Origin of the sequence: Neisseria dumasiana (assembly GCF_022870885.1) — a bacterium.
GTDB lineage: Bacteria > Pseudomonadota > Gammaproteobacteria > Burkholderiales > Neisseriaceae > Neisseria > Neisseria dumasiana.
In genome coordinates, this window is sequence record NZ_CP091509.1 from 347288 (window position 1) to 365548 (window position 18261).

Annotated in this window: 14 protein-coding genes and 1 pseudogene; 5 read left to right on the forward strand and 10 right to left on the reverse strand. The window is 53.2% G+C overall.

Annotation, left to right across the window (positions count from 1 at the left end):
- The first annotated feature begins 20 nt into the window (after window positions 1–20).
- The 3 genes from LVJ88_RS01520 to LVJ88_RS01530 all read left to right on the forward strand — a co-directional run bounded on the left by LVJ88_RS01520 (window position 21) and on the right by LVJ88_RS01530 (window position 2303).
- The gene (locus tag LVJ88_RS01520) at window positions 21–1040 is read left to right on the forward strand and encodes an alpha-ketoacid dehydrogenase subunit beta (RefSeq protein WP_085418751.1); all 1020 of its coding nucleotides are present in this window, start codon (window positions 21–23) and stop codon (window positions 1038–1040) included.
- A gap of 166 nt (window positions 1041–1206) precedes the next feature.
- Window positions 1207–1524, forward strand: a complete 318-nt coding sequence (locus tag LVJ88_RS01525) for a biotin/lipoyl-containing protein (protein WP_085418752.1) — start codon at window positions 1207–1209, stop codon at window positions 1522–1524.
- A 50-nt stretch (window positions 1525–1574) separates the two neighbouring features.
- The gene (locus tag LVJ88_RS01530; protein WP_085418753.1) at window positions 1575–2303 is read left to right on the forward strand and encodes a lipoyl protein ligase domain-containing protein; all 729 of its coding nucleotides are present in this window, start codon (window positions 1575–1577) and stop codon (window positions 2301–2303) included.
- Between the two features lie 6 nt (window positions 2304–2309).
- Here the strand turns inward: LVJ88_RS01530 and LVJ88_RS01535 are convergent, their stop codons facing one another.
- From LVJ88_RS01535 to LVJ88_RS01560, 6 genes are all read right to left on the reverse strand, one after another.
- Entirely contained in the window at window positions 2310–3140 is an 831-nt protein-coding gene (locus LVJ88_RS01535; RefSeq protein WP_085418754.1) for a metal ABC transporter permease, read from the reverse strand.
- Window positions 3133–3996, reverse strand: a complete 864-nt coding sequence (locus LVJ88_RS01540; protein WP_064130798.1) for a metal ABC transporter permease — start codon at window positions 3994–3996, stop codon at window positions 3133–3135. The genes LVJ88_RS01535 and LVJ88_RS01540 overlap by 8 nt, the downstream gene beginning before the upstream one ends.
- Before the next feature lie 2 nt (window positions 3997–3998).
- Window positions 3999–4928, reverse strand: coding sequence for an ATP-binding cassette domain-containing protein (locus LVJ88_RS01545; protein ID WP_269844508.1), 930 nt, complete (start codon window positions 4926–4928; stop codon window positions 3999–4001).
- Window positions 4928–5809: a metal ABC transporter substrate-binding protein gene (locus LVJ88_RS01550; RefSeq protein ID WP_085418755.1), complete on the reverse strand. Its 882-nt coding sequence runs from the start codon at window positions 5807–5809 to the stop codon at window positions 4928–4930. The genes LVJ88_RS01545 and LVJ88_RS01550 overlap by 1 nt, the downstream gene beginning before the upstream one ends.
- 258 nt (window positions 5810–6067) lie before the next feature.
- Complete coding sequence (locus LVJ88_RS01555) at window positions 6068–7045, reverse strand: IS30 family transposase (protein ID WP_244694145.1); 978 nt, start codon at window positions 7043–7045, stop codon at window positions 6068–6070.
- Complete coding sequence (locus LVJ88_RS01560; RefSeq protein WP_198941596.1) at window positions 7042–7221, reverse strand: hypothetical protein; 180 nt, start codon at window positions 7219–7221, stop codon at window positions 7042–7044. The genes LVJ88_RS01555 and LVJ88_RS01560 overlap by 4 nt, the downstream gene beginning before the upstream one ends.
- A gap of 226 nt (window positions 7222–7447) precedes the next feature.
- Here LVJ88_RS01560 and LVJ88_RS01565 point away from each other — a divergent pair, with 226 nt between their 5' ends.
- Entirely contained in the window at window positions 7448–8743 is a 1296-nt protein-coding gene (locus LVJ88_RS01565; protein WP_085419010.1) for a valine--pyruvate transaminase, read from the forward strand.
- Between the two features lie 102 nt (window positions 8744–8845).
- Here LVJ88_RS01565 and dnaE read toward each other — a convergent pair whose 3' ends face one another.
- The 4 genes and pseudogenes from dnaE to nhaC all read right to left on the reverse strand — a co-directional run bounded on the left by dnaE (window position 8846) and on the right by nhaC (window position 16695).
- Window positions 8846–12280: a DNA polymerase III subunit alpha gene (gene dnaE, locus LVJ88_RS01570; RefSeq protein WP_085419011.1), complete on the reverse strand. Its 3435-nt coding sequence runs from the start codon at window positions 12278–12280 to the stop codon at window positions 8846–8848.
- A 118-nt stretch (window positions 12281–12398) separates the two neighbouring features.
- Entirely contained in the window at window positions 12399–14519 is a 2121-nt protein-coding gene (locus tag LVJ88_RS01575) for a calcium-binding protein (RefSeq protein WP_085419009.1), read from the reverse strand.
- 505 nt (window positions 14520–15024) lie between these two features.
- Window positions 15025–15117, reverse strand: a pseudogene (locus tag LVJ88_RS01580) (lipoprotein signal peptidase); the annotation flags it as partial.
- 195 nt (window positions 15118–15312) lie between these two features.
- Window positions 15313–16695: a Na+/H+ antiporter NhaC gene (gene nhaC, locus LVJ88_RS01585; RefSeq protein WP_085359802.1), complete on the reverse strand. Its 1383-nt coding sequence runs from the start codon at window positions 16693–16695 to the stop codon at window positions 15313–15315.
- An 851-nt stretch (window positions 16696–17546) separates the two neighbouring features.
- Here nhaC and LVJ88_RS01590 point away from each other — a divergent pair.
- Window positions 17547–18251, forward strand: coding sequence for an SIMPL domain-containing protein (locus LVJ88_RS01590; RefSeq protein ID WP_085418931.1), 705 nt, complete (start codon window positions 17547–17549; stop codon window positions 18249–18251).
- Window positions 18252–18261: the final 10 nt, after the last annotated feature.

Genomic DNA, 18261 nt, shown 5'->3' on the forward strand with positions numbered 1-18261 from the left:
AAAAACAGGAGAAACAGATTATGTCCCGCCAATTAACCATGAAATCAGCGATTAACGAAGCTATCGACCAAGAAATGAGCCGCGACCCCGCCGTGATTATGATGGGTGAAGACATCGTCGGCGGCGCGGGTGCTAGCGGCGAACGCGACGCTTGGGGCGGCGTGCTCGGCCTATCCAAAGGGCTGTATGCCAAATACGGCGACCGCCTCATCGACACGCCGCTTTCCGAAGCCGCTTATGTCGGTGCAGCCATCGGCGCCGCTACCTGCGGCCTGCGGCCGATTGCCGAACTGATGTTTATCGACTTTATGGGCGTGTGCTTCGACCAAATTCTCAACCAAGCCGCCAAGTTCCGCTATATGTTCGGCGGCAAAGCCGAAACGCCCGTCGTGATCCGCGCCATGGTCGGCGGCGGTTTCAGCGCGGCGGCGCAGCACAGCCAGATGCTCACGCCCATCTTTACCCATGTGCCAGGTTTGAAAGTCGTGTGTCCGTCCAACCCCTATGATGCAAAAGGGCTGCTGGTGCAGTCTATCCGCGACAACGACCCCGTGATTTTCTGCGAACACAAAAGCCTGTATGCCGTCAAAGGCGACGTGCCGGAAGAGCTGTATGCCATTCCCTTCGGCCAAGCCAACATCGTGCGCGAAGGCAAAGATGTAACCTTAGTTGCTTACGGCATGATGGTTCAGCGCAGTATCGACGCCGCCAAAACGCTGGAAAAAGAAGGCATCGAGGCAGAAGTTATCGACCTGCGCACCCTTTCGCCGCTCGATATCGACACCGTGTTGAAATCGGTGGAAAAAACCGGCCGCTTAGTGGTGGTGGACGAAGCCAGCCCCCGTTGCAATATCGCCACCGACATTTCCGCCCAAGTGTGCCAGAAAATATTCGGCGCACTCAAAGCAGGCATCGAAATGGTGTCGCCGCCGCACACGCCCGTGCCGTTTTCCAACGTGCTGGAAAAACTCTACCTTCCTAGCGGCAAGCAAATCGCCGAAGCCGCCCGCAAAACCTTGGGTAAGGTTGAGGCCGTCTGAAAGCGAGCTTGCGGGTTTCGCCAAAGCGAATGCAGTAAGTCGGCCAAAACACCATCGGCAAACTGCCCCCGAACAAAAGGCGGGCAAAACCCCCGCCTTTTAAAACCATAACAGCCTTCTCTGAAACGTTTTCAGACGGCATCCACAATAAACAAAGGAGACAACCATGAGCAACATCAAACCCGTCATCATCCCCAAATGGGGGTTAACCATGGAAGAAGGCACCATCAACGAATGGCTGATTGAAGTCGGCACGTCCGTGAGCGTCGGCATGGAAATACTCAGCATCGACACCGACAAACTCACCAACGCCGTTGAAGCCGCCGATTCGGGCATACTGCGGCGTATCCTCCACGGCGCAGGCGAAACCCTGCCGGTTAAAACCCTGATCGGCATCCTCGCCGAAGCCGACACGCCCGAAGCCGACATCGATGCCTTTATCGCCAACTGGACACCGCCGTCTGCCGACGAAGTGGACGAATAAGGCTTTCAGACGGCCTGAGACCGTTTACCCACCCCGCCGGAGCTTCGCCCATGCCGCTGATTCCGCCCTGTGTGTTTTACCCCGAACACCGCTTCGATCTTTCCGCCCGCAGCTGGGCCGACAACGAACGCGCTTTGTTGGCGGCCGTCGGCGGGCCGTCTGAAAGCATGGCGCTGATACACGAAGGCGGCGACGGCATCGTTGTGCCGCGCAGTTATCAACAAGGCCGTCCGAACTTTCAGACGGCCTGTGAAATCCTGTCCGGCGAGGGCTTGGCCGTACATGTGCGCCTGTCGGGCGGCGGCGTGGTGCCGCAGGCCGCAGGGGTGATCAACCTGCATTTGGGCTACACCGCCGATACGCCCAATCCTTTACCCGCGGCTCAAGCGCATTATCAAGCTTTGTGCGGGTTGCTCTCGGAATTGCTGCGCCACTTCGGCATCACCGCCACCGCCCAAGCCGTACAGGGTTCGTTTTGCGACGGGCGTTTCAACCTTGCCGTTAACGGCCGCAAAATTGCCGGAACCGCCCAATATTGGCAGCGCGACAAAAGTGCGGAAAACCGCTACCGCGTGCTTTCGCATGCCGTTATTCTCGCCGCCGACCCGCATGTGCTCACCGAGCGCGCCAACCGTTTTGAAGCAGCCATCGGCAGCACCGTGCGCTACCGTGCCGATAAAACCGTGTCGGTTTGCGGTTTATCCGGTGCAAATGCTGCCGAAGTAGCCGACCGGTTGCGCCGTTTGCTCAGGCCGTCTGAAAACAGCCGGTGCGGTTGACCATGTTCAGGCAAATTTTGTTCTGATTTTGGAATACCCCAGCGCACACAAAAACAGTGCCGCTTGCAACAAAATAATCACCGGCCCGGTGGCGGCATCGAGATGGTAGCTCAATATCGTGCCGGCCAAACCGGTCATCACGGAGCACACTACCACGATAATCATCATGCGGTCGAAACGGTGGGTCAGCAGCGAAGCGGTAATGCCGGGAGAAATCAGCATGGCGATGACCAGCACCACGCCCGCAACCTGTATCGCGCTGATAATAGTTAACGCCAGCAGAATCAGCAGCCCGTAGTGGAGCAGCTGCGGCGGCAAACCGACAATCCGCGCCTGCACGGGGTCGAAGCAGTAGAGCATCAAATCCCTTCTCTTCAACATCACCACCGCAAAAACGAGGGCGCAGATAATCAGCGTGCGGATCAGCTCTTCATAGCTCACGCCGAGAATGTTGCCGAACAAAATATGCGTGAGGTGTTGGTCGGTTTCCACTTTGGTAAACAGCACCAAGCCGAAAGCAAACATGCCCGAAAACACGATGCCCATCACCGTATCTTCTTTCAGACGGCTGTTGTTTTTCAGATAGCCCACACCCACGGCGCAGGCCAGCCCGGAAACGAATGCGCCCGCCACCAAAGGGATGCCGGTTACAAAGGCAACGATGATGCCGGGCAATACGGCATGGGAAATGGCATCGCCCATCAGCGACCAGCCTTTCAGCACCAGATAGCACGATAAGATGCCGCACACCACCGACACAATCAGCGCGGTCAGCAGCGCGTATTGCATAAACGGAAAACTCAGCGGTTCGACAAACCAGTTGATGATGTCAGCCATGGCCGGTTTCTCCTTGCAACGCTGCAGTTTGTTTCTGTTTCAACAAGCCGTATTTGGGCGCGAAGATAAAGGCCAGCAGAAACAGCGCCGTTTGCAGGCAAACGATAATGCCGCCGGTGGCTCCGTCGAGAAAATAGCTGGCATACGCGCCGATGCCGCCGGTCAAAAAGCCCAACGCCACGGCAATACCTACGAGCTTGCTGAATTTGTCGGTAAGCAGATAGGCGGTGGCACCCGGCGTAATCACCATGGCGATTACCAACACCGCACCCACGGTTTGCAGGGCGGCCACCACGCAGGCACTGAGCAGGGTGAAAAAGAGGATTTTATAACGCAGCGGCGACAAACCCACGGCCACCGCCTGAGTTTCGTCGAAAAACACCAGCAGCAGGTTTTTCCAAAACAGCAATAAAAAAGCCAAGCACACCGCCATAATGATGCCTACTTGAAAAACGTCTTCGTCGGCAATGCCCAAAATATTGCCCAACACGATTTCCTCTACATTCACGGCAGTAGGGTTGATGGAAACGATAAACAGGCCGAGGGCGAAAAAGGTGGTGAAAATAAAGCCGATGATGGCATCTTCTTTCAATTTGCTTACCGCTTTAATCCACAAAATCGCCAATGCCGCCAAGATGCCCGAAATAAAAGCGCCCACCGAATAAGGCAGCGAGAGCGAATAAGTGATGGCCACGCCCGGCACCACCGAGTGCGACAAGGCATCGCCGATTAACGACCAGCCTTTGAGCATCAGATAAGCCGACAAAAACGCACATATCCCGCCCACGGCGGCACTGATCACAACGGCTTTCACCATATATTCGTAAGCGAGCGGCTCCAGTAACACATCCAGCATAATCAACGCTCCCCGCCGTTTTCCGTTTGCTCCTGCACGGTTTCTTCCTCACAGTTGCAGCCGCATTTTGCGATGGATGCGGGCGGGTCGATTTTGGTTTCGCCGTAAAACACCGCGGGCCGTTCGTCGTCGGTCAGCACCGTAACGGCGCGTTTGTCTTCATCGTCGTGCAAATCGCTGCCGGCCAGTTTGAAGTGGCGCAGCACGCCGCCGAATGCGACTTCGAGATTGTGCTGGTTGAACGTGGATTCGGTAGAACCGGCCGCCAATACGGTGCGGTTGATCATCACCACGCGGTCGCAAAAGTCGGGCACAACGCCCAGATTGTGTGTGGAGACCAAAATCAGACGGCCTTCCGCGCGCAACTGGCCGAGAAGATCCATAATCATGTTTTCGGTTTTCACGTCCACGCCTGTAAACGGCTCGTCCAGCAGAATCACCTTGCTGTCTTGCGCCAACGCGCGGGCGAGAAAGACGCGTTTTTTCTGGCCGCCGGAAAGCTCGCCGATTTGCCGTTCGGCAAGATGGGCGATATCGACGCGTTCCATGGCCGTCTGAACTTTCTGTTTGTCGGTTTTACTCGGAATACGCAGAAAATTCATGTAGCCGTAACGCCCCTGCATCACCACATCGTAAACCGAAACGGGAAACTGCCAGTCCACTTCTTCGCTTTGCGGCACATAAGAAACCAGATTGCTTTTCAAAGCCTGCGCGATGGGCAGCCCGCACAGGCGGATATCGCCCTTGCGCGGCTTGAGCAAACCCATCAGGCTTTTAAACAATGTGGACTTGCCGCTGCCGTTCACACCGACCAGCGCACAGGTCATGCCGCCTTCCAAATCCAGCGAAAAATCATAAATGGCCGTGTGGCCGTTGTTGTAGCGCACGGTAACATCTTCGACACGAATCGAAGCAGCAGCGGGGGACATCATTATTTTCCAAATCCTTTAACAATCGTCGATACCGTTGTATTCAGCAGGTCGGTATAAGTCGGCACCGGGCCGTTTTTGGCGGAAAGCGAATCCACATACAATACGCCGCCGTATTTGGCACCGGTTTCTTTCGCCACCTGTTTCATCGGCTTGGGCGAAATGGTGCTTTCGCTGAACACCACCGGAATTTTGTTTTGGCGCACCACGTCGATTACTTTGCGCACCTGTTGCGGCGTGCCTTGTTGTTCGGCATTAATCGGCCACAGGTAAACTTCTTTGAAGCCGTAGTCTTTCGCCAGATAGCTGAACGCACCTTCGCTGCTTACCAAGAACCGCTGGTTTTGCGGCACCTGCATCAATTTGGCACGCAAAGGCTTGTCGAGCTGTTTGATTTTGCTGCTGTATGCCGCCGCATTTTTGGTATAAACCGCCGCGTTTTTCGGGTCGTATTTCACCAGCGCGTTTTTAATGTTTTCGATGTACACCAAAGCATTGCTGGTCGACATCCACGCGTGCGGGTTGGGCATGCCTTTGTAAGGGCCTTCGTGAATCGACATCGGGGTGATGCCTTTGGTAACCACCACCGCCGGTTTGTTTTTCACATTTTGGAAGAAGCGTTCAAACCAGCGTTCGAGATTCATGCCGTTCCACAGCACCAAATCGGCCGACTGCGCTTTGGCAATATCTTGCGGTGTGGGTTGGTAATCGTGAATTTCCGCTCCCGGCTTGGTAATCGATTCCACTGTTGCCGCATCGCCGGCCACGTTTTGGGCGATGTCCTGAATCACGGTAAAAGTGGTAACCACTTTAAATTTTGAGTAAGCGGGCGATGCCGAAAAAGCGGCCAAAACCAAACATGCAGTGGTTAAAAAACGGCGCATGATACATTCTCCTGATATAGATATGACATAAATTAAAGTGAAGCGGCAGCTGTGTTTGCCGGTTGGCTATACTATCAATAATGAGAACTATTTTCAATAATAGTATAGGATATAAGGATACCCGATTGAGAAAGGCTATTGCAAGACTAATGAAGCCTTTGCAAAATTCCCGTCTGCGGCTTGCTGCTTTGAATTAAAAAAGAGCGGATTGACTGTAAGTTATATTCCCATACCGCTTGAGGCCCTTAGATTCTAATTTCAAGTGCAACACTCAGGTAGTAGTGGTTGGAACAGATTCAAGAATAAAACACTTGGCGTTTCATAGCCAAGTGTTTTTCTTGGCCGGTGGTTCAGCTCATCCTGAACCCTGCGTATTTCCCGCTCACTAATGTTGCGGAAATCCGTTTGTTTGGGGAAGTATTGGCGGATGAGTCCGTTGGTGTTTTCATTCAGCGCCTTTTCCCAAGAACGGTAAGGGCGGCAGAAATAAGTTTCCGCTGCCAATGCTTTGGCTATCCGGGTGTGGCGGTAGAATTCCTTGCCGTTATCCATGGTGATGGTGTGCACCCTGTCTTTATGCGCCCTCAGCGCCCGAATGACGGCATTGGCCGTATCTTGGGCTTTGAAGTTCTTCAATTTGCAGATAATGGTGTAGCGGGTAACCCGTTCGACCAGTGTCAATAATGCGCTTTTCTGATCTTTGCCGACGATGGTGTCGGCTTCCCAGTCGCCTATACGGGATTTTTCGTCGACGATGGCGGGTCGGTTTTCAATGCCTATGCGGTCGGGTACTTTGCCTCTGCTCCATGTGCTGCCGTAGCGTTTACGGTAGGATTTGCTGCATATTCTGAGATGCTGCCACAAAGTGCCGCCGTTGCTTTTGTCGTCGCGCAGATAGTTATAGACGGTGCTGTGGTGGAGTGTGATTTGGTGGTGTTTGTGCAAATAGGCGCACACTTGCTCGGGGCTGAGTTTGCGGCGGATGAGGGTAGCGATGTGTTGGATCAGCTGCGAATGGAGCTTATAGGGCTTTCTTTTGCGCTGCTTGGTAAGCCGGCTTTGCTGTTGGGCTTTTTTGGCACTGTATTGCTGCCCTTGCGGGCAGTGCCGTTTGATTTCGCGGCTGATGGTGCTTTTATGGCGGTTAAGCCGTTTGGCGATTTCGCTGATGCTGTGGTGGCGGGACAGGTATTGGATGTGGTATCGTTCGTCTTGGGTCAGTTGTGTGTAGCTCATATGCAATCTTTCTTGCAGGAAAGGCCGTATGCTACCGCATACTGGCCTTTTTCTGTTGTGGAAAGTTGCACTTCAAATTTGAATCCGCTGCCGTCTGAAAAACACCCGCATGCTTTTTCAGACGGCCTTAAACCTTTGAGCAGCTTCGCCGTTTTTTTATAGTGAACCCACTTCACTTTTACTGCGAACGTTGCCGTGTTTTCGCTCCAAGAGAACGCTGGTGTAAGCCGTTTGCACACTCCGCGGTTTGCTGCTTTGAATTAAAAATTAAGTGAATTAACGAGACGCAAGGTCTCTGATGGAGAACGCCCGCAACAATAAGTGCTTAAGCCGTTATTCTCCATACCGAAAAAAGCGCGCAGGGTTATAATCCTTTTATTTGAATATACAAAGGAACCCGCCATGCAATTCTCAGCCTTCGGCCAAAAATTCACCCGCAACAGCGGTATTCTGCAATTAATGGACGACTTGGGCAAAGCGCTCAACAGCGACCGCCCCGTGAATATGCTTGGCGGCGGCAATCCCGCGCGTATCGAAGCCGTTAACCAAACCTATCGGGAAATACTGCAAACGCTGGTGGATAACGACGCTGCCGTGGAGAGCGTGGGCAATTATTCCACACCGCAAGGCGATGCCAAATTGATTGATGCGTTGGTCGGCTTTTTCAACTGCGAATACGGCTGGGGCATCAGCGCAGACAATATCGTGCTGACCAACGGTTCGCAAAACGCCTTTTTCTATTTGTTCAACCTGTTCGGCGGCCGTTTTAACGACAACGGCGACGAAACCGACAAAACCATCCTGCTGCCGCTCGCACCCGAATACATCGGTTATGCCGACGCACATGTAGACGGCAAACATTTTACCGCCGTGCCGCCGCGCATCGAAGCAGTCGAACACGAGGGCGAAAGCGGATTTTTCAAATACCGCGTCGATTTCGATGCGCTGGAAAACCTGCCCGAACTGAAAGCAGGCAAAATCGGTGCCATCTGCTGCTCGCGCCCCACCAACCCCACCGGCAACGTGTTAACCGACAACGAAATGGCCCGCTTGGACGCACTGGCCCAAGCACACGGCATTCCCTTGATTATCGACAACGCCTACGGCATGCCTTTTCCCAACATTATTTACAGCAAAGCCACGCTGACTTGGCACGACAACATTATTCTCTGTTTCAGTTTATCCAAAATCGGCCTGCCCGGCGTGCGCACCGGCATCATCGTTGCCCACCCCGAAGTGGTGAAGGCCGTGAGCGCGTTGAATGCGATTGTGAACCTTGCCCCCACACGCTTCGGTGCCGCCATCGCCACGCCTCTGATTCAAGACGGCCGTCTGAAAAACCTGTCCGACAATGTCGTGCAACCGTTTTACCGCAAGCAGGCCGCCCTTGCCGTGTCGCTGCTGAAAAAAGAACTGGACGGCTATCCGATGAAAATCCACAAACCCGAAGGCGCGATTTTCTTATGGATTTGGTTTGAGGGCCTGCCCGTTTCTTCGCATGAACTCTACGAACGCCTGAAAGCCGCCGGCACGCTGATTATTCCGAGCGAACTGTTTTTCGTGGGTATGGACACCGAAAACTACCGCCACGCCCACGAATGTATCCGCATGAGCATCGCGCAAGCCGAAGAAACCCTGCGCAAAGGCATCGCCGCCATCGGCGAAACCGTGCGTGCGGTTTATGACGAAGCGCGTTGAGATTTTGCAATGCAGCTTTAACGGATATTGAGAAGCATGAATCAGGCCGTCTGAAAACCCGTTGCAAGGTTTTCAGACGGCCTGATTCATCTTCCCCAAAACCTACCAATTTACCCGCACGGAGCGTCCGCCCAACAGGGTTTCCAGCTTGTCGAAGAGTTCCGCGCTCGGCGTTACCGTCCATTTGGGCGGAATCTTCAAATCGCCGCAGGCAGCGGCGTTGGCGTAGGAAAGGCTGATGGGGATATGGCCGGTATCGGGGCGGCGGTGGGTGTTCAGCAGCTGTGCCAAAGCGGGGATGTCGTGTTCGGGTTTCAGGCTCAGGCTCAGGCTGCGGGCGTAGCGTTCGCGGGCGGTTTGCAGCGTCATCACTTGGTTGGCAACGATGCGCAAGGTGTCGCCGCCGGTGTAGTCGTCGCGGCTGACTTTGCATTCCATAATCAGCACTTGGTCGGCTTTCAGACGGCCTGCGCTTTCTTCGAGCACGTTGCCGGTAATCATCACTTCCACTTGCCCGCTTTGGTCTTCGAGGGTGGCGAAGGCGATTTTGCCGCGTTTGCCCATCATGGTGCGCACGGCGGTGGTGAAGCCGGCCACGCGCACGTTGTCTTGCGGTTTCAGACGGCTCAGGCGGGTGGGGGCGATTTGGCGCACTTCTTGGGCGTAGGGGCCGAAGGGGTGGCCGGATAGGTAGAAGCCGATAACGGTTTTTTCTTCGGCGAGCTTTTCCGATTCGCTCCATGCGGGTGCGGCTTGCAGCTCGATGGCGGCGATGGCATCTTCCATCATGTCGAATAGCCCGCCCTGATTGGCGTTGGCGGCTTTTTGGTCGGCGTTGTTCATGGCCAGGTCGATGTTGGCGAGCAACATGGCGCGGTTGGGCTCGATGCTGTCGAACGCGCCGCCGCGTATCAGGGCTTCGAGGGTGCGGCGGTTCATGTGTTCTTTGCCGACGCGTTCGCAGAAATCGAGCAGCCCGGTGAATTTGCCGCCCTGTTTGCGTGCTTCCATGATGGAGGCTACCGCGCCTTCGCCGGTGCCTTTGATGGCACCGAGGGCATAGCGGATTTGTTTGCGGTTGTTGGGGGTAAACAGGTAATCCGATTCGTTGATGTCGGGCGGCAGAAATTCGATGCCGTTGGCGCGTGCGTCGTCGTAGAAGTGTTTGAGCTGGTCGGTGTTGTCCAACTCGCTCGACATGGTGGCGGCCATGAATTCGGCGGGATAATGCGCTTTCAGCCATGCGGTTTGGTAGGAAATCAGCGCGTAGGCGGCGGCGTGCGATTTGTTGAAGCCGTAGCCGGCGAATTTTTCCATGTAGTCGAAAATTTCGTCGGCTTTTTTGCGGGAAATATTTTTTTCTTCCGCGCCTTTGGCGAAGATTTCGCGGTGTTTCACCATTTCTTCGGGTTTTTTCTTACCCATGGCGCGGCGCAGCAAGTCCGCACCGCCGAGCGAGTAGCCGCCGATCACCTGCGCGGCCTGCATCACCTGCTCTTGGTAAACCATGATGCCGTAAGTCGGCTCCAACACCGGTTCGAGCAGCGGGTGGATGTATTCGAAATCCTGCCCTTTCATGCGGGCGACGAAATCGGGAATGTTGTCCATCGGGCCGGGGCGGTAGAGCGATACGAAGGCGATCAACTCTTCAAATTTGGTGGTGTTCGCCGTTTTCAGCATTTTTTTCATGCCGGTCGATTCAAACTGGAAAACGGCGGTGGTGTTGGCATCGCGGAAAATTTTGTAGGCGGCTTGGTCGTCGAGCGGAATGGTGTTTACGTCGATTTCTTCGCCGACGGTGTTTTTAATGTTTTCCTGCGCCATTTCGATAATGGTGAGGTTGCGCAAGCCCAAGAAGTCGAATTTCACCAAGCCCACGTCTTCCACGTCGCCTTTGTCGTACATCGACACGGGCGAGGCGGATTCGTCGGCCTGATACACGGGGCTGAAGTCGGAAATTTTGCCCGGCGCAATCAACACGCCGCCTGCGTGCATGCCCAAGCCGCGCGTGAGGTCTTCCAGCTTTTGCGCCAGCGTCATCAACTCTTCCGCGCCTTCTTCTTCGATCAGCTGGCGGATTTCCGGCTCCATTTCCATCGCTTTGTCCAAGCTCACTGGGCGGTTGGCTTCGAGCGGAATCAGTTTCGACAAGCGGTCGCACAGGCCGAACGGCAGTTCCAGCACGCGGCCCACGTCGCGGATAACGGCTTTGGACGACATGGTGCCGAAGGTAACAATCTGGCTCACGGCATCGGCACCGTATTTTTCGCGCACATATTCAATCACGCGGCCGCGGTTGCTTTGGCAGAAGTCGATATCGAAGTCGGGCATGGAAACGCGCTCGGGGTTTAAGAACCGCTCGAATAGCAGTGCGTATTTCAGCGGGTCGAGGTCGGTGATTTTCAGCGCGTAGGCCACCAGCGAGCCTGCACCCGAACCGCGCCCCGGCCCCACCGGGCAGCCGTTGTTTTTCGCCCAGTTGATGAAGTCTTGTACGATGAGGAAGTAGCCCGGAAAGCCCATTTGGATGATGATGCCCAATTCAAAATCCAAGCGCGCTTGATATTCGGGCATTTTTTCGGCGCGTTCCGCTTCGTCGGGGTAAAGCTGCACCATGCGCTCTTGCAAACCTTCGTTGGAAAGTTGGGTCAGATAATCGTCGAGCGACATGCCGTCGGGCGTGGGGAACAGCGGCAAAAAGTTTTTGCCCAGCGTGAGCGTGAGGTTGCAGCGTTTGGCGATTTCCACCGTGTTTTGCAGGGCTTCGGGCAGGTCGGCGAACCGCTCGGCCATCACGTCGGGCGATACGAAAAACTGGCTCGGCGTAAATTCTTGCGGGCGTTTTTTATCTGCCAGCACCCAGCCGCCGGCAATGCACACCCGCGCTTCGTGGGCTTGGAAATCTTCACGGTTGAGAAACTGGGTCGGATGGGTGGCGACTACCGGCAGATCCAATGCCGCCGCGATTTCCAAGCTGCCGGATACGGAAGCCTCCCATTGCGGGCGTTCGGGCAGGCGTTGCAGTTCGAGGTAAAAGGCATTGGGAAACCACGCCGCGTATTTTTGCGCCGCCGCTTTGGCCGCATCGGCATGGCCGTTCATCAGGTTTGCGCCCACTTCGCCGTAGTGTGCGCCCGATAAGCAGATAAGGCCGCTGTTGTCGCCCTCGGCCAGCCATGCCTGCCGCAGCTCGGCATGATCGACGTTGCGGTCTTTGCCCACATAGGCGGCGGTAAGCAGTTCGCTCAGGCGCAGGTAGCCGCTGTCGTTTTTTACAATCAACATGGCGCGGAAAGGTTTGTCGGGCGCAGCGGGGTTTTCAATCCACACGTCCGCCGAAGCCACCGGCTTGATGCCTGCGCCGCGGCAGGCTTTATAGAATTTCACCAAGCCGAACATGTTCATCAAATCGCTCACGCCCAGCGCGGGCAGGCCGTCTGAAACGGCTTTTTTCACGGCATCTTTGATGCGTACCGTGCCGTCGGTAATCGAAAATTCGGTGTGCAGGCGCAGGGGGATGTAGATGGGGCTTGTCATGGCGGGAAAATGTGCGGCGGAAATAAAGGCGTATTGTAGCAGGGTTTGGGGCAAGAATTAGGCCGTCTGAAAAACGGCAAACGGTTTTCAGACGGCCTGTTACGCTGGTGTGAAGAGCTTAGATTACAGCAGCGGTGTTGGTGTTGTCATCGTTGTAAACGGTGGCGTTGGTGTTTGAGTACACAGCTTTTTCTGCTGTTACACCTACCGAGCCGACTGCTGTGGGCGCAGGCACAATGCTGTCGAGCGCGCTGTCTAACGAAGTGTTGGTTTCCAGTAAATCGGTTGCGTTTACATCGTTCCACAAACCCTGTGCGGCATAGGAGACGTCGGAGAAATAGAAGTAAGCAACTGATTCGCCGGCTTGAGATTGGCCTTCAATGGTCAAGGTATCGCCGGTTTCTTTGAGTGTGAGCACCCAATTGCCGTTTTCTTCTTTCAAATCGACATCTTTGAAAGCGACGCCGCCGAGCTTAACGATATTGTTGCCTTCGGTATCGCGGATAACATCGTGTCCGTAACCTTTGGTGAAGAAATAAGTATCATCACCTGCCTGGCCTCTCATCAAGTCGTTGCCGGTACCGCCGTCGATGTAATCGTTACCGATTCCGCCGAAGATGTTGTCGCGGTCGGCACCACCGTAGAGTTTGTCGTCGCCGATGCCGCCGTCGATGGTGTCTTCGCCGGCATTACCATAGATGGTGTCGTCGCCGCGGCCGCCGTTCAAGCGGTTGTAGTTGTCGTTACCGGTAATCACGTTGTCGTCGTTGTTGCCGGTGCCGTTGATGCGGGCATCGCCTACCAATGTGATGTTCTCAACATTGCGCGAAGCAGTGTAGCTTACGCTGCTGTAAATGGTATCGTTGCCTTGTCCGGCTTCTTCGATCACGGTGTCGTTTGCGTTATCGACATAGTACACGTCGTCGCCTGCTTGGCCGCGCATCACGTCTTTGCCTTCGCCGCCGTCTAGCACGTCGTTACCCGCGCCGCCGAAGATGTTGTCGCGGTCGGCACCACCGTAGAGTTTGTCGTCGCCGAGACCGCCGTCGATGGTGTCTTCACCGGCCTGGCCGTAGATGGTGTCGTTACCGCGGCCGCCGTTCAGTCGGTTGTAGTTGTCGTTACCGATAATCACGTTGTCGTCGTTGTTGCCGGTGCCGTTGATGCGGTCTTTACCGGTTAAGGTAATGTTTTCGACATTGCGCGAAGCGGTGTAGCTTACGCTGCTGTAAATAGTGTCGTTGCCTTCACCGGCAGCTTCGATTACGGTGTCGTTTACGTTGTCAACGTAGTAGATATCGTCGCCCGCTTGGCCGCGCATCACGTCTTTGCCTTCGCCGCCGTCTAGCACGTCGTTACCCGCGCCGCCGAAGATGTTGTCGCGGTCGGCACCGCCGTAGAGGAAGTCGTTACCTTCACCGCCGTCGATGGTGTCTTCGCCTGCTTGGCCGTAGATAATATCGTTGCCGCGGCCGCCGTTCAGACGGTTGTAGTTGCCGTTACCGGTAATCACGTTGTCGTCGTTGTTGCCGGTGCCGTTGATGCGGGCATCGCCTACCAACGTGATGTTTTCGACATTGCGCGGAGCGGTATAGCTGACGCTGCTGTAAATGGTGTCGTCAGTACCTTGGCCGGCTTCTTCGATTACGGTGTCGTTTACGTTGTCAACGTAGTATGTATCGTCGCCTGCTTGACCGCGCATCACGTCTTTGCCTTCGCCGCCGTCGAGCACGTCATCGCCCGCACCGCCGAAGATGTTGTCGCGGTCGGCACCGCCGTAAAGTTTGTCGTTACCTTCGCCGCCGTCGATGGTGTCTTCACCGGCCTGACCGTAGATGCTGTCGTTGCCGCGACCGCCGTTCAGACGGTTGTAGTTGTCGTTACCGGTAATCACGTTGTCTTCGTTGTTGCCGGTGCCGTTGATGCGGGCATTGCCGGTTAGGGTAAGGTTTTCGACATTGCGCGGGGTGGTGTAGCTGATGCTGCTGTAAACGGTGTCGGTGCCTTCGCCGGCTTTTTCAATCACGGTGTCGCCTGCACCTTTGATGTAGAAGCTGTCGTTGCCCTGACCGCCGTACATGGTGTCCATGCCGGACTGGCCGTGAATGGTGTCGTTACCGGCCATACCGTAAATAACGGTTTTGCCGGTGCTGCCGTACAGCACATCGTCTTTGGAAGTACCTTGTACAACCACAGTTTCACCGGCACTACGGGTTGAAGTGTTGGTGTTTTCGCTCATTTCACTCTCCTTTAATATAACACTGCGTTTAACTACGGGGGGTAAACAGTTTGTTTATATTGATGAACTTAGCTTAAAAGCGTGTTCATTTATTAATGATGTTATACCCTTTGGTAACAATAATGAATAGCTTGTATGTAAATAACCTTATAAATTGTGTGTAAAAAATCTTTAAATATTATTTATACGTGTTAATTGAAAATGATAATTTAATTTTATTTTTTATAGTTTTATGATTTTATTAAATAAATATTAATTTTTATTTTTATTTATTTTTTAAAATATACAGAATAAATATGCATGCAAATTTATTTTTTTATGTTTTTTTGTTCCGGTTTCAATTATTTTTTTACATTTGTGAAGTTGGTTTTGCTAAATAAAATATTCAAATGGTTTTAATTTCTGCTTTTTTATTTATAGTAGATATTTTTTGAGAAGAAAGTCTCGGGCCGGTTGTATAGAAAACAGGTGGAAAGAGAGGCAATGGCGGTGGTGTATATTCAATCTGAGATCTTTGCAAAACCCTTAGATGTGGATGCAGCTCAAGGCGTAGCAGCACGGCGAGAGCAAACGAGCGGGCAGCACACAACGCAGAAATGCGCTACAGATGGGGTTTTGCAAAGGTCTCAATCTGCTTATTTTTGATACGAGGCAGCCATGATGCGGCAAGTTAAGTTCGTTTGCGACAGAGATTTGCGGGAAGGGTGTAGAAATAGAGTATAGGAAGGTGCCGGTGTCTGAAAAAATTTTAGGCCGTCTGAAAAACATTTTTCAGACGGCCTCACTCGTTTTGTTATTTGTCTGCTTTGCTGAGCGTGAAACCGGTAAAGCCGAACATCAGGGTAAGCAGCAGGCACAGATAGCAGAAGAAAGCATAGGGCAGATAATCGAGAACGGGCACGCCCAAAACATTGCTGATGAATACGCCGCACACGCTCCAAGGAACGAGCGGATTGATCACGGTGCCGGCATCTTCGACCGTGCGCGCAATATTGCGCGGATGCAGGCCGAGCCGTTCGTAAACGGGCTTGAAGGTGTTTCCGGCCAGCAGCAGGCTGAGATATTGTTCGCCGATCAACACGTTTACGCCCAAAGAAGTGGCGGCCACGGAAAAGGTGGCTCTGCCGGCATTAACGAGCAAGTGGCTGATTGCCGACAGCAATGCAGGCAAGATACCTAAAGTGTTGAGCAAGCCTCCGAGGCTGAGGGCGAGAATAACGATGGTTTGGGTGAAAAACATGCTGTTGATGCCGCCGCGCGAAACCAATTTGCCCACTTCGCCCAAATCCGAGCCTTCGGCAGGCTTGTAGCCGCCGAAGAAGTAACCCCCCAGCTCGCCGATGCCGGGGCTGCTGTGGATGTAGGTAATCATGAGCGACACGATGATGGTGGTAATGATGGCGTAAATAGCGTTGACTTTTTTCAGCACCAAAGCCAGCAATACCGCGAAAGGCAGCAGGGCGTAGCCGTGAATCAGGCCGGTGTTTTCAAGGTGGGTGCGGAAGGTTTGTACGCCGGATAAGTCGGCTTGGGCGATATCGCCGGAGAGCATCCACAGAATAGCGGCGGTGAGAATCCAAGCCGGCACGGTGGTGAACATCATATTGCGGATGTGCTCGAATAAATCGATGCCGACGATAGAGGCGGCAATACTGGTGGTGTCGGAAAGCGGTGACATTTTGTCGCCGAAAAATGCGCCGGATACCACCGCACCCGCAACAATGGCGGGGTTCGCTCCGAATGCGCTGCCCATGCCGATAAAGGCAACGCCCAGCGTGGCGCAGGTGGTTAAGCTGCTGCCGATGGAAATACCGACAATCGAAGTCAGCACAAATACGGAAAGATAAAAGATGCTCGGCGAAATCAAGTCGAAGCCGTAATACATCAATGTGGGAATCGACCCCGACATCATCATGGCCGATACCAAAAGACCAATGAAGAAAAACAGATAAATGGCACCGATGCCCGACATTACGCCCGAAGCCATGCCTTCCTGCATATCTTTAAACGACAAACCTTTCCATTTGCCCATCGCCAAAAGCCCGCACAATACCAATATCACAGACAAATGCGGCACCCATTCGAAACCGATCATGGTTACGCCCATGGTGGCGATAATCAAGGCGCAGACCGGCAAGGCCTCGCGCGGGCTTATATTTAATAGAGGTTTTTTCATTCAAACTTTCTCCTGTCGGTGCTTTTTTCACATAAAAAAGCACCTTCGATCAGTATATTGCAGAAGGTTATCGGGCGGATGCAAAGCCGTTTCGGTTTTTCAGACGGCCTGCAATAAGAAGAGGGTATCGGATCAAGCCGCAATTATCTTAATCAGTTCGTTGCAAAGACACATGTGAGTTGAAATGCTTGCAGACTCACCCGCGTGCATATAGCAAAATGAACTTATTCTTGATACCCGGCGGCAAGGCCGTCGCAGACATAAAGTTTATTTGCCTATCGGTTTTGCAGCATACTGCTAACGGCACGCACCGAAATACAATCGCTTGCGCCGTAAACGCATCTGCTTGTCGGATTGGGTAACAATTTAACAAATGTGCCGAAAATAGGGAAGATGCGGGCACATTTTCTTAGCATGAACTAACCAACCGTTAGATAAGCGGCTGCAATTCAAACGCTATGGTTAATCCGTTTAACTTTGACGACGGCGTTGCCGCACCTTAGCTCAAAGAGAACGGTGGCGTAAGCCGTTAATGCGGCAACAGAATCGGTTCCGTACTGTTTGCACTGTCTGCATCTTATTGCAACTTGTATTAAAAATAAGCTGATTGACTATATCGGTTTGCCTTTAAAGCCTGAAGTGAAATCTTATGTAAAAAATGCCGTATAAATAGAATGCGGCCGGCCGATGAAACACACGAAAGCTGCTGAATATATTAAAGAAAATTAATAAAAATTTAGAAATGTGCTAATCTTCATTTTATCTGCTTCATACATCTTATCAAAAAACATCAATAAATTATGCTAAATTAAGCTCAAAACGTTTTAAACAATTAAAACAGGAAAGACAAAATGTTGAAGCCCGTTGCATTGTTTGCCGCCTTGTTGGCCGCCGCATTGCCTGTTTCCGCAGAAACACTCCACTACAATGTTGTTGAATTCTCCGAGAGTGCCAGTATCGAAGTGCTGCGCGATACGGCAATCGCCCGCTTGAGTGTGCATGAAGAAGGCAAGAATCAGGAAGAAGTCAGCGCCAATTTTATCAAAAAGCTCAATCATGTTACCCGTAAGGCAACATCGAATGAGTTCAAAACCGAATTGCTGCACCGCAGTGCTTCTCCCCGCTACGAATTTTCCGATAAGGGTAAGCAAACCCAAACAGGTTGGGAAGAGCAGGCCGTATTGCAGGTGGAAAGTAAAAATTTTGAAGCCGTTAACAAGCTGATTGCCGAAACGCGCAGCGAGGCCAATCTGGACAGCCTGACTTTCAGGGTGTCGAAACAAAGCCGTGAAGATACGGTGGACGAAGTCAGCAAGGCTGCGCTGAAGCGTTTCAGAGACCGTGCCGATTCGTTAACCAAAAATATGGGATTCCGCAATTACAAAATCGTGCGTTTGGATTTCGGACAAATCGGCAACAGCTCTGTGAGCAGCGCACCCGCGCAAGTGATGCGGGCTAAAGCCATGTCTGCCGAAGCTGCGCCGGCGGTGCCGGAGCAGACCGCACCGGGAACAGAAGAAATCAGCATTACCGTGCGCGGTACGATTCAAATGTAACGGTGTTTGT